Here is a 12,650-nt window from a genome sequence, read left to right as displayed (position 1 = left end):
TATGCGCTACTGCGAGCAAGCGAGCTCTAAAGCTTGCTCTGCTTGTTCGACGGCAATTGCTGATTCTGGTCGTGGTGCGTAGGCAAAGAACGCGTTTCTGTTTCCACAAGTTCCCAGCCAAATTATTGCATTAACCAGTGTTTTTAACAGGTCAGTGAGATAGTCACCCCAGCCTAAATCTCTTTCCAATGTTGGTTTTGCATCAGTGATTAAAGAAGAACATGTTTGATTAAACGTGTTACGTGCCTGTGAAGCAGGGACGCTCTGCTCGCGTAGAGCTGTCTCATAGGCTCGTCGTGCATTTTCCAATCCTGTTAATAAATCGCTTGCTTTTTCCCTAGCGTAAGAAGAATGATGTTGGTCAACACGACCAATTCTTCGACGAAGAGTGGCGAGTTCCCCATCAATTTGCGACAACGACGATTGATACGGTAGTGTTGCTTCGCTCTGCTGATGTTGCATTTCGTCTGACGAAGATTGTTTTTCTTGTTCTAACACCACTTCGTCATCGAGTTTACGACGTTGTTCATCCTCTTGGGCTTTACGGTGTTGTTCCTCTTGGAGCTTAGGACGTTGTTCATCCTCTTGGGCTTTACGGTGTTGTTCCTCTTGGAGCTTAGGACGTTGTTCATCCTCTTGGGCTTTACGGTGTTGTTCCTCTTGGAGCTTAGGACGTTGTTCATCCTCTTGGAGTTCACGCCGTTGCTTCTCTTCTTCTGCAAGTTTGCGTAACAGTACTTCTTCGAGCTCTTCGTCTTGATGTGTCTCGTCTTCTCGCTTAGATTGTTTTTCGGGTAATTGTGGTTCTTTTTTAATACCCGTACCAAACGGTTCTACAAGAAGCGTTTGTCCGTCTAAAGAAGCTTTTTGGAGGGCGTCAGTTATTGCTTCTTGGCTTGGCTTATTTTCTGTTTGTAACGAGCAAAAATAAGCAACAATTTTCCACTTTTTTCCTTCACTGGCTTTTTGTAGCGCGCCATCTATTGCATCCTGCCTGGGTTTGTTCGCTGTTGTCATAGTACATAAGGTTTCTACCAGTTCCTCTTCTCCCTGATAGGATGCTCTTGCAAGGGCGTCGGCTATGGCCTTTGCATCCGGTTGATTGTCCGCAGTCATTTGACATAAACCGATTACTAGAGACAATTGGAGTTGGCCGGCATCCACAGCTTGTATAAGGACCTTACTTACCGCTTCTTGACTTGGTTTATTCGCTGTTTGTAAGTTGCAAAGCTCGGCAACAACCGTCCATTCTTTGAATTCAGCAGCTTTCTGCAGCGCATTATTTACTGCTTCTTGGTTGGGCTGGTTATCTGTTTTCATAGCCAGTAACGTTTTTACCCATTGCAGGCGCCCATAGACCGCTGCTTTTTGAAGAGCATAGGCGATGGCTGGTGCATCTGGTTTATTCTCCGTTGTCATCGCGCATAAACTGGCTGCCAGGTCCCATTGGCTATTACCCACTACTTCTATAAGGGCCTTACTGACCGCTTCTTGACTTGGCTTATTCTCTGTTTGTAAATCGCAAAAATAGGCAACAATCTCCCACTCACTGCCGTCAATTGCTCTTTGCACCGCAGCACTTATCGTTTCCTGATTGGGTCTGTTCGCTGTTGTCATAGCACATAAGGTTTTTACCAGTTCATTTTTTCCATGCAAGGACGCTGTTGCAAGGGCATAGGCTATGCTCTTTTCATCCGGTTGATTGTTCCCCGTCATCGCACATAAACACGTAGCCGTCTTCCACTGCATTGCAGTAACCGCTTCTCTAAGGGCATTACTTATCGCTTCCTGGCTTGGCTTATTAGCAATTTTTAAGGAGCAAAGGCTATCCACAATCTCCCATTTTTTCCATTTAATAGCGCTTTGTAGAGCGGTATTTATTGCTTTTTGATCGGGTTTGTTCTCTGTTTCCATACTACATAAAATCTTTATCAGGTCCTTTTCTGCACAGCAAGCCGCTTTTTTAAGCGTGTAGGCTATGGCAAGTGCATTTGGTTTATTATCTGCTTTTATATCACAGAGTAACGCCGCTATTTCCCAGTTTGAATTAAGCACTGCTGCTATAAGGGTCTGGCTGACTGCGTCTTTACTTGGCTTATTTTCTGTTTGTAACGAGCAAAAATAAGCAACAATCTTCCATTTTTTTCCTTCTCTGGCTTTTTGTAGTGCGCCATCTATTGCATCCTGCCTGGGTTTGTTCGCTGTTGTCATAGTACATAAGGTTTCTACCAGTTCCTCTTCTCCCTGATAGGATGCTCTTGCAAGGGCGTCGGCTATGGCCTTTGCATCCGGTTGATTGTCCGCAGTCATTTGACATAAACCGATTACTAGAGACAATTGGAGTTGGCCGGCATCCACAGCTTGTATAAGGACCTTACTTACCGCTTCTTGACTTGGTTTATTCGCTGTTTGTAAGTTGCAAAACTCGGCAACGACCATCCACTCTTTCAATTCACCAGCTTTTAGTAGTGCCTTATTCACTGCTTCTTGATTGGGCTGGTTATCTGTTTTCATAGCCAGTAACGTTTTTACCCATTGCAGGCGCCCATAGAACGCTGCTTTTTGAAGAGCATAGGCGATGGCTGATGCATCTGGTTTATTCTCCGTTGTCATCGCGCATAAACTGGCTGCCAGGTCCCATTGGCTATTATTCACTACTTCTACAAGGGCCTTACTGACCGCTTTTTGACTTGGCTTATTCTCTGTTTGTAAATCGCAAAAATAGGCAACAATCTCCCACTCACTGCCGTCAATTGCTCTTTGCACCGCAGCACTTACCGTTTCCTGATTGGGTCTGTTCGCTGTTGTCATAGCACATAAGGTTTTTACCAGTTCATTTCTTCCATAAAAAGACGCTGTTGCAAGGGCGTAGTCTATGTTCTTTTCATCTGGTTGATTGTCCCCTGTCATCGCACATAAACACGAAGCCGTCTTCCACTGTCCCTTCTCAACAACTTGTTGAAGTGCTTTACTGATGGTTGCTTTATTCGGTTTATTATCGGTTGTCATCGCACAAAAGGTCGTTATCAGATTTTGTTGTTCCCAGAAAATCGCTCTGGTAAAGGCGTGATTTACCGCCTGTTGATCGGGTTTATTAGTCGTTGTCATCGCGAGTAAACTGGCTACTAGGTTCCATTGATTCGCATCCGCAGCTATTATAAGGGCCGCACTCACTCCTTTTTGATCGGGCTTATTCGCTGTTTGTAAGTTGCAAAGATCGGCAACAATTACCCACTCCTTGCCATTAGCTGCACTACGTAGCGCTTTATTGACGGCCTCTTGATTGGGTTGGTTATCTGTTTCCAGAGTACAGAAAGCGGTTACCAATGCTCTTTGCCCGTATAAAGCCGCTCTCTCAAGTGCGGCGGCGATAGCTGGTGCATCTGGTTTATTATTTGTCTTTATAGAACTTATACTGGTTACAGCGTTCCATTGATTCATATTTGCAGCTTTTATAAGGGCTGCACTCACTGCTTTTTGATTGGGTTGATTGTCTGTTTGTAAGTTGCAAAGATAGACAATAATTGTCCACTCATTGCCGTCAATTGCTCTTTGTAGCGCGCTACTTACTGTCCCTTGATTGGGTTGGTTTTCTGTCCTCAAGGTGCATAGGGTCTTTACCAGATCCAGCTTGCCAAAAAAAGCAGCCTCCCTTAGTACATCAGCTATGACGGGGGCACTAGGAGGGGTTTCTGCTGAGACACATAAATCTGTAATTTTTGACCAATTTCTGTTCGTAACCTGGGTTCGTACCAGTTCATCAATTATCGCTTGATTTGATTGAGCCATTCTGTCTTTCCTCGAGTCAATACTAAAGGCACAAAGTATACACGATGTTCATATATTGATCAATAGGTGATACGAGGCTTATTGATGCTAAAACATACCACTAATACTGAGTTCATCACTGATACTTTGTCACTTTATGGATGATAGATTAGGCTTTCGCAGGGATGACAGAGAGGGTGCTGCTTTTGTGGGAATTCTTCATAGCCCGAGCTCAGCTATATGGTCTTGAGCACTAACGTCATCTCGAGCGTTGAGCGAGAGATCTCCTGAAATAGGCATGAGCCCGATTTTGGAGATCCTTAGCTTCGCTCTCGACGACGTTTCTTAAATCAATGCAGTGGCGATTAGGTTTGACGCTGTCTTTTAAATTGAAATGGAATTTCTTCTTGATCCTTCCAATCCGTCCATTTCTTCCATTCTGATGGTGCTCTCTTCATGCTCTTTTACCGTTGGACTGACTACAGCACTCTTTCTTGTCTTAAATTGCTGCTCGCGCTGAGAAAACATATCATTCTTGAGCGCTTTTTGTTTGGGCTCTTGCTTAGTATCGCTGGATTCTATTTTTCTTTTCCCGGTTGACGCGATTATTTCTTGACCTTGGTCTGGAGTCGCTTTTTGGGGACTACGTAACTCTTGCTGCATTTTTTCTAATTCTGCTAATTTTTCTACGAGTGAGGTCATGGTTTTTAGTAGGGCTTTATTTTTTTTATTCTCTTTGCTTAAAGAGAATGTTTTTATGGTTGGCTTTAACTTTTCAATTTCCTCGATCAATAATCTTTTGCCTCGACCGTTAAATTTCTGATTGTTGTAATCATCTTTTAAAATCGCAGATATTCTTTCGTAGGGGGTGAAATTTTTATAATGTTTATCTTGAAGCTCGCAAGTTTTCTCGGTCTTTGCACTAGACAATACTTTCTTGCCTGTATTTTTCACTTGTTGCTCCCATTGTTCGAGCTCCTCTTTCATTTTAATGTCAGTTTCCACTTGCATCATTACCCAGTTTCTGCGAGCAGTTAAATCCTCCAAATCTCTTATTTTGTCAAAAAGCTTGAATCCTTTTTCCTGATAATGATCGAATGTTACTTGTTGATTCACAGTTTTAGACATATACAACTCCAAAAAACATCATAAAAATATAAGAAAGAATAAGCTCTTTAATGGTGGTTTAAATTCTATCATAACGGCTCGGATTGCTCCAGAACTAATTGTGATTTGAGCCGAAAGATTAAACCATATTTAGTCTGCGCATTTCTCTATCTTCATTTAATTGTTTGGAAAAGTCATTGGCTACTTTACTTAACGAAAATAGGGCTCCTGCGCCAGCGCCAACAATAGCACCATAAACCGGGAGAAATTCCGAAATCGGGGGGGTACGCTTATTAAAATGCTTGTTACGAGAAAACTTCATAAACGCTTCATCATTTGCCACGTAGCTATCAGTCAGATCAACTCCATCATGATTTTGTTCTGCATATCGATTCAAACTTTCCGCAAATACATAACTGGCTCCAAGACCCAATAAGGCACCATAAAAACCATATTTTATGGTCGTTGTTAGTATTTTAGGCATATAACGCACGGTAAATAACAAATCATCACCGGTTTCGTGGGAAAAGAAAAACATAGACTTGACCATTAAATAGAAGAGATGCGCATTTTACGGTTTATTGGTTTTTTGATCAATGAGCCTCTTATTTGGGCTTCTTCTGATGTTTTTAATAAAATAAAAAGGGGCGTGGTAAAATGATGTAACTCATAAAAAACATCGGGATTTCCTTGTTTATAATTTAAGGATTCTCTTATGCAATGGCTTCATTGTTTTTTGTATAAATTATGACATAATGCGTGATTTTTTTGCCATCGGTTAGAATATGATTACTACTAAAATTGACTCTACTCTTGTCCCGGTTCTTGCCAGGGAGGCTATCAACAAAATAGAGGGCCTTTTGGAGCATGAGCTAACTATTGCTGATGAATGTCATTCTATTAAAGAATGGCTAGGTAGTTCTAAGCTACCCATTTCTTTATATGCTGGATTTCAAGCTGCAGCTATTGCCTCTCGTAAAGCCGACTCTTTATTTTTTCTGGAACACCTAAACAGATACTTAGGGTACTTAAAAACATATACTGAATATGCTGATAAAATAGTACCACTGTTTGAATTAGAGTTTCAGGAAGATATAGAGCTTGCTGAAAAGAACAATAGCGTCAATCAGGCTCATGCTGAGCAAGCTTTATTTGATGCGTGTTACATTCTTGAAATTATCTGGAAAGAGTGCATTCCGGAAAAGGGCAGTTTTCAAATAAATATACCACTATCCTCACTATCTAAAGGAGCTATAGGTTTTGATAGTATAGCCAGTGATTTGATGGCCATTAATACCATAAAAGAGAAAAAACTTCTGGCGAAACAATTAAAATCTCAATTTGGATACGTGCTGGACGCCAATACCTCTTCCCAAGACTTAATGATCACGACCATAAATAAGGCGAATCAGTTTTTTAGAACAGTACTTGCTGAAATGGTCGGTGTTGAAGGAATTAGACAAGTAGTAGACAAAGCAGACGTCTTTCAGAATACACGAAAAAGATGGGAAGAAGACAAAGAAGTCACTCCACCACCACTATGGAATCAAGAACAAAAGGCATTAGTAATTAAGATGCAAAAAACTGGAACCATCCTGCGCCAGTGGTTTGAAAAAAACAATCAGATGTTAGCTGGCTCATTGGAAGAGCAGCCTATTGAACTCCAGCAACAGGAGACGGTCTTCGGCTCATCAATTCAGCGGGTCTCTCCTTTGATATCTCCCCGTTACCCTAAAGAAAAGTCTATGGAATCAAGAGGAGAAGAGGAGGCTAGTTCAGCAAAACGGATATTGCCTTTGCTATCTCCACGCTATACTAAAGAGACATCTATTGAACCAACACACCCTATAGAGGCATTAACGCTTGCCCCCTCCAATACCCCCCCTTCCCTTACTCGTTCCATATCCCACTCTTTACTCTCTCTATTTGCCCCTAAAAAAACAAGAAGTACCCCAAAGAAAATCAGTCTCCCAGAGAACTTTACCAAGCTAGAAGATGCAAAAAGATTAGAGGCAGTTACAGCACCACCAACTTATAGTGAGGTTCAAGTATATAAGCAAGCTATTGAAGGCATAGAGGAGCTTAAGAGCGAGGACAAGAGGTTGAAGAATTTAAAAAAAGAGATACTTAAATGCACTTCTTCTTTCCCCACGTTTCACAAAACTGAATCTTCTAGTACTTTTACATTTAAATGATAACTTAGAGAACTGCATTCACTGAATCCCTACTGGCGATATTTCAAGATATAAAAAAGGCCTCGCTAAGAGGCCTTTTTATTAGGTTACTTCTGTTAAAATGCCATTTGCATATTCTGATCAATTGAATGTTCTACACGGTCAAACAGAGATTCCACTCGAGACAGTTCTTTACCTGAGTTGGTTTCAGTGGTTTTAAAGAAACTACCCAAGTATCCCTGTTTTGATAAACCAGCTACCAGTAAAGCAGGAATAACCGTTAACGTTGCAAGAACACCTAGTATCCCTCTAAAGATAGGATGAATGGCAGGCCATATATCTCGGTGCTGCCTCAATTCAATTGCAGCAGTAGACATGGTTTCTTTACAGATTGCTTTAAAATTGACTAGTGTTTCGGGAGTTGGATTAGCAAAGAAGTCTTCGCCCACCTCATTCAGAATTTGATACGCATCTTCTGCTGCATCCGTTGCATCTGAATAGATAGAATCAGCTGCTTCTTTAACCTGCAACACATTACATATTTTTTCAAACTCATTCAGAAATGCTACATACTCTGCGGCTTGAACACTCAAGTCCAGTGTATTCGCTGGTTCTTCTTGAGCGTTCAATAGCTCTTCTATAAGAAGTCGTTGTTGCTTATTTGTTTCATCAAGATATAGCTCCGTCTGTCTCAACCTGGATTCGCAGTTGAGTAACAGTTGAGTTAACCCTTCAGCTTGTTGTCTATAAAGAGTAATGACATCCAGACTTTCTTCTAATTCCTGCTGTAACATCTCTTGTTCAGCCAAAGCATCTTCCGCCATTTTTTGTTGGTGTTTTAATTGACTCTGGAATGAATCAGTGGCTAACTTAAGTTGTTCTTGCAAATGGCTGATTTTTTCTTTACCAACTGTTTCTTGTTTGTGCAATTGGAGCTTTAGCTGATTATTTTCTTCTGCAAGCTCTTGTAGTTTCCTTTCATAAATACCCGCTACCTTCTTAAGGTTTTCTTCTGATTGATGTCGCTCAGAATTAAATTCAGTAGCCATCTCTTTCATAGTCTTAGCATTTTCTTCTAATTGACTTTGTAACTTCATCTTTTCAGAATTAAATTTAGTAGCCATCTCTTCCATAGTCTTACCATTTTCTTCTAATCGACGTTGTAACTCCATCTTCTCAGAATTAAATTTAGTAGCCATCTCTTCCATAGTCTTACCATTTTCTTCTAATCGACGTTGTAACTCCATCTTCTCAGAATCATATTCAGCCGTAATCTCTTCCAGCTCATTTTTCATTTGTTGTAGTTGTTTTTCTGATTCTTTTGCATGCTCTTGAGTCATGAGCTGAACTTGCTTTTCCAACTCGGTAATGGTTTGTTGGCTTGTGCTGGTGAGCGAGAGCAACTGCGCTTTTAGTTGAGAAATTTCTTTTTCAAGCAGCTTTTTTTGATCCATATGGAGCTCGGTTACCTGTACAAGCTTTTCTGCTAATTTGCGCATCAGCTCTTCCTTTTCACGAGCAAATTGCTCACGCGCTTCTCTAGCAACTTGTTCTGCAAGATGGGTCTGTTGTTCTAGGCTTTGAACTCGGTTAAAGACTAAAACGTCATTTTGCACTATTGGTTGCGGCTTAATTGCTAATGGAGGTTGTTTTGGTCCATTTATCAATTGAAGAGGCGTTGGTACCATGCCCAACATTAACTGGCTTCCTACTGGATCAGCTTGTAATGAACTATCCAGTAGCATGACTGTATTCCCCAAAGACACCTTGGGATAGAAGCTGCTCGCAACAAAGTCACCAATTGCTCCTCGTTGTGGCGCCCCTTTAGGTAAGCTGATGATGGCATTTATATCCTGAGCAGTGAATGCCATAGTGAGCAATGCTTTCATTATGTTAGACGTTGCTTCCGGACCACGAACAGTTGTTGGTTTACCTACAAAATGAGAGTTTAATCCGCTCATCACTTGCGTTAGCTGTTGTTCCAGTTTTGGACTGGCGATGCCTAAAACACGAGCCAACGCTTCAATGTTACCTGCCGACCGTGCGATTAATGTACTAATTTGGGGTAAAGTTTTTGCCTGTGTCAGGGCAGCAAGTTCTCCACCTGACCCTTTTACTAATGCACCACTCATACTTCCCTGGGTTAAACTAAGTAACTCCTCTCGTGACAGAGAACCCATACGTCCCGTTAAGGCTTTGGCATCCATATTATTCATAACAGCAGCTAGTGTTACTGCCTCTTTACGCGAGGTAAATTGCATATGTAACGGTTGAGTCACACCTTGTTCTAGGAGAGTGGAGAAGATGTTACCTACGGTTTCAGGACTATTTAAAAGGTCATATAGGCTGGCATTCAACACATAAACAAAGCTGTCCTTTTGGGTTACCAACGTAAGGTATTCTTTTTCCCCGTTCTGTAATGCTTGTGCTCCTTTAGCCAAGGAAACCACAGTTCCCAAAAATTGACGAGCAAGCGCTACTTCTTTTGATGTAATGCTCTTATCTTGGCTCAATACATCAAGGAGGGTTTCAAGTGCAGCAAGTTGATTTTGTTGCGATATTGGAACAATAGCGTTTTCCGCACTTCCAGAGGTAATTTGCAGTAACCCTTCTTCAACACGGTCGGTACCTAGTAATGCTAAGAATTGCTCGTTTTCTTGAAGAGCTTTCATCACTTTTGCATTTTTAGTAAGCTTTTTCACTGCTTGTTGTACTTCTTCAGGTGCTGCCAAGAAGAATACCGGCAATAAATTGCCATTATTTTCTGCAACCAAATCATCTACTTTTTGAATATTAGCTTTTGCTCGTTGTTGCACATGAGCTCTCATTTCTCTGAGTGACTTCGCAACCTTTTCTTGATGGTTTCTGACATCGATATTCAACGCATCTATTTTTTTAAAATAATCGGTTCTTTCTACTGTTGCTGGAAGCTGTCTAAGTGCCTCATGCAATTCCAAGCGTAAATTTCTGAATGCTTGGAGTTTCCCATCCATTGTTGCTGTAGTCGCATTCAGGACATCAGTGGTTGCCGTATTTAGTCGCCTGAATAGGTCTGGTATTTTAGAAGCGGTTTGTTGTACTTTACTACGTTGTTCTTGGAAAGCATCGTTATTCTTTTTTTCTTCTTTTGCTTGAGCTTCAATTAGAGAGGGTAATTGTCTTCTTATATCTTTAAGTGCATCACGATATTTTTCTCTTACTTTTCTGAGCTCACTTTTTTGTTTTTCACTTAATTCTTCACGGGAAAAGGAATCTGATAATCTACCATAAGCGTCGATCTCATCTTTAATCTTTTGTGCATTATGTTGAGATGGTTGGATATTTTTACTAATGGCGCTGCCTAATTGATCCAATGCGTGTAATGTTCTGGCAAAATCAAAACCAGTGCCCTCAGTTTTTTTATTCGTTCTATCGATTTTCTTTTTCATAATCTCTGCATCAATTTAGTTAAAGTGTGCCAATTATACGCACCTTTTCTTAAAGTAATCTTAAGTAAAGTATTTCATTTAAGTATTTTTCACCGATTGTTTAGGCTATGTTGGCCTATGCCCCATGTCCCGCGGTCTGTCCGCGGGCTTCAGAGTGCGAAGCTCTGAGCCAGATTTATAGACCACGCGGACAAGCCGCGGGACGCAGGTATACTGGAATGGATCAAGGCAGCAACGCCAAATGAATATTCTGAAAAAAAATATTTTAAGATGGTTCCTTTAGGTACTTCAGGTGGCGAGTTTCAAAATAATTTATCCGCTTATTTAGTGGCGCCAATCCAATCAGTGGGGGGGGATTGGATGCAGGCACTTTGTGTAGTGGAATGAATACCATATCCTATCAAGAGCTTAAGAAGTTAAACATAGGCTCTCCTAAAGAATGGTTTACCAAAATATAAAGGCTTATTTAATTTCCCATGCTCATCTTGATCATATCAATGGGCTTATCCTCTGTTCGACAATAGATAGCCCTAAAGAAATTTTAGGAATAAATACAACCATGGAGTACATCTCTTCAGACATGTTTTAAATGACCGCTACCTTGGAAGCGCTAGCTTATAAATTGAAATCAGCGTCACCTGTATCACTGAATTTCAATTTATAAGATAGGAGTCGAGTTAAAAACCTATGTATTTGCGCAGCACTAATGCAGCATTGGCTCCACCAAAAGCAAAATGATTGGACAAAGCAATATCTATTTTTTGAGCTCGCGCTGTATTAGGTACATAATCAAGATCACAGCTTGTATCGGGATGATGGAGATTGATGGTAGGAAGTACTATATCTTTTTGCAGGCTCAGGGTTGTGGCAATAATTTCCATAGCACCTGCTGCACCTATTGCATGTCCGGTCATGGACTTTTGCGCAGTAACGGGAATTTCATACGCTCTTTTACCAAAGACGGATTTAATGCTTTCTGTTTCGATGCTGTCGTTTAATTGAGTACCAGTGCCGTGAGCATTAATATAATGAATATCATTTATGGATAATTTTGCATCATTTAACGCGGCAAAAATAGCCCGTGTCTGTCCTTGAGAGTTGGGTGCGGTGACATGAAATGCATCACAGCTGGCTCCAAAGCCAATAATTTCTGCCAGGATTTGAGCTCCTCTTGCTTTCGCGTGTTGTAATTCTTCAAGAACTAAAATGCCGGCTCCATCAGCCATTACCATTCCATCACGATGCAGATCAAAAGGGCGACAGGCCTGGGTTGGATTTTCATTATTGGTAGACATCACTCTTAACTTACACCAGGCAGCCATTATGGTTTCCCAGATTAATGATTCAGTGCCGCCACAAACGGCCGTAGCCAGTTTTCCTTGAGAAATTTGTTGGTAGGCATTACCTATAGCCTCTGCGGAGGAAACACAGGCATTGGAAATGGTCGAATTGGGCCCCCCTAAACCAAAGGCTATCGCTATATGATTGGCAACTGAATTAGGCATCCCTCGGATGACACTTAGCGGGGGAATTTTTTTCCAGCTCTCGGTGAAAAATACTTCATAGCTTCCTTCAAGTTCGGGTTGCCCCCCCAAACTGGTTCCTATATAAGTTCCTGTAGTACTAAGATCGGTGGCGTTAAGTCCTGCTTGTTTTATCGCATGGTGAGCGCAATACAAAGCATATTGGGCGACTCGGGGATAACGTTTGCTTTTATCAAAGTGGGGTAGTTCACTAAGAGAAAAATCAGTAATTTCACCAGCAATTTGCGTTGTATAGGCGGATGGATCATAGGATTGAATACGCTTAATTCCACATTGCCCCTGACTTGCAGCCTTCCAAAACTGGTCAACGCCTGTACCTATAGACGATGTTATTTCCATACCCGTAATAACTACTCTTTTTTTCATTAGTGGTCCCTTAAGCTATAAAGCCTGAATTTGACAGTTTTGTTGCGAACAGTTACTGCTCTAAAGCTTAAAGTTTTTTTGCTTCTTTTCTGCTTTATCATATGGGGCATGTTTTCAGCAAAAAAGAAACAAAAAAACTTTAATCGCCTGCACATTAACTATTTTTGTTACCATTCAACGGCCAAATTTAGGTTAAAAAACGTCTTCCTCAAAACAGATATTGAGCAATACTAAAGGTGCGGTTTAAATTCTGTCAAGGCATA

At 41.1% G+C, this 12,650-nt stretch carries 7 protein-coding genes; 2 read left to right on the top strand and 5 right to left on the bottom strand.

Going from position 1 to position 12,650, the window contains the following annotated elements; translation table 11 throughout:
* Positions 1 to 6 precede the first annotated feature (6 nt).
* From LOX96_RS10305 to LOX96_RS10295, 3 genes are all read right to left on the bottom strand, one after another.
* A complete protein-coding gene (locus tag LOX96_RS10305; protein WP_250456366.1) occupies positions 7 to 3,789 on the bottom strand; it encodes a hypothetical protein in 3,783 nt (1,260 codons plus the stop codon).
* Positions 3,790 to 4,152: 363 nt separating this feature from the next.
* Complete coding sequence (locus LOX96_RS10300; RefSeq protein WP_250422138.1) at positions 4,153 to 4,884, bottom strand: hypothetical protein; 732 nt, start codon at positions 4,882 to 4,884, stop codon at positions 4,153 to 4,155.
* A 130-nt stretch (positions 4,885 to 5,014) separates the two neighbouring features.
* Positions 5,015 to 5,413: a hypothetical protein gene (locus tag LOX96_RS10295; protein ID WP_250422139.1), complete on the bottom strand. Its 399-nt coding sequence runs from the start codon at positions 5,411 to 5,413 to the stop codon at positions 5,015 to 5,017.
* Between the two features lie 247 nt (positions 5,414 to 5,660).
* Here LOX96_RS10295 and LOX96_RS10290 point away from each other — a divergent pair, with 247 nt between their 5' ends.
* The gene (locus LOX96_RS10290) at positions 5,661 to 7,070 is read left to right on the top strand and encodes a hypothetical protein (protein WP_250422140.1); all 1,410 of its coding nucleotides are present in this window, start codon (positions 5,661 to 5,663) and stop codon (positions 7,068 to 7,070) included.
* 95 nt (positions 7,071 to 7,165) lie between these two features.
* Here the strand turns inward: LOX96_RS10290 and LOX96_RS10285 are convergent, their stop codons facing one another.
* Entirely contained in the window at positions 7,166 to 10,477 is a 3,312-nt protein-coding gene (locus LOX96_RS10285; protein ID WP_250456365.1) for a hypothetical protein, read from the bottom strand.
* A 439-nt stretch (positions 10,478 to 10,916) separates the two neighbouring features.
* Between LOX96_RS10285 and LOX96_RS17715 the strand changes: the two genes are divergently transcribed.
* Positions 10,917 to 11,066 (top strand): hypothetical protein, encoded by a 150-nt coding sequence (locus LOX96_RS17715; RefSeq protein WP_431606652.1) that lies wholly within the window; start codon positions 10,917 to 10,919, stop codon positions 11,064 to 11,066.
* 88 nt (positions 11,067 to 11,154) lie between these two features.
* On the opposite strand, the gene LOX96_RS10280 is transcribed toward LOX96_RS17715, so the two are convergent.
* Positions 11,155 to 12,387: a beta-ketoacyl-[acyl-carrier-protein] synthase family protein gene (locus tag LOX96_RS10280; protein WP_250424171.1), complete on the bottom strand. Its 1,233-nt coding sequence runs from the start codon at positions 12,385 to 12,387 to the stop codon at positions 11,155 to 11,157.
* Positions 12,388 to 12,650: the final 263 nt, after the last annotated feature.

The organism is Legionella maioricensis (assembly GCF_023618015.1).
In the GTDB taxonomy this organism is placed as follows: Bacteria; Pseudomonadota; Gammaproteobacteria; order Legionellales; family Legionellaceae; genus Legionella; species Legionella maioricensis.
The sequence above is the reverse complement of the archived record's forward strand: the minus strand, read 5'-3'. Positions and strand labels throughout refer to the sequence as shown.

Bases quoted from the DNA above. Each gene is read 5' to 3' on its own strand.
- LOX96_RS10305 (WP_250456366.1), bottom strand. From the start codon at position 3,789: ATGGCTCAATCAAATCAAGCGATAATTGATGAACTGGTACGAACCCAG.
- LOX96_RS10295 (WP_250422139.1), bottom strand. From the start codon at position 5,413: ATGTTTTTCTTTTCCCACGAAACCGGTGATGATTTGTTATTTACCGTG.
- LOX96_RS10290 (WP_250422140.1), top strand. From the start codon at position 5,661: ATGATTACTACTAAAATTGACTCTACTCTTGTCCCGGTTCTTGCCAGG.
- LOX96_RS10285 (WP_250456365.1), bottom strand. From the start codon at position 10,477: ATGAAAAAGAAAATCGATAGAACGAATAAAAAAACTGAGGGCACTGGT.
- LOX96_RS17715 (WP_431606652.1), top strand. From the start codon at position 10,917: ATGGTTTACCAAAATATAAAGGCTTATTTAATTTCCCATGCTCATCTT.
- LOX96_RS10280 (WP_250424171.1), bottom strand. From the start codon at position 12,387: ATGAAAAAAAGAGTAGTTATTACGGGTATGGAAATAACATCGTCTATA.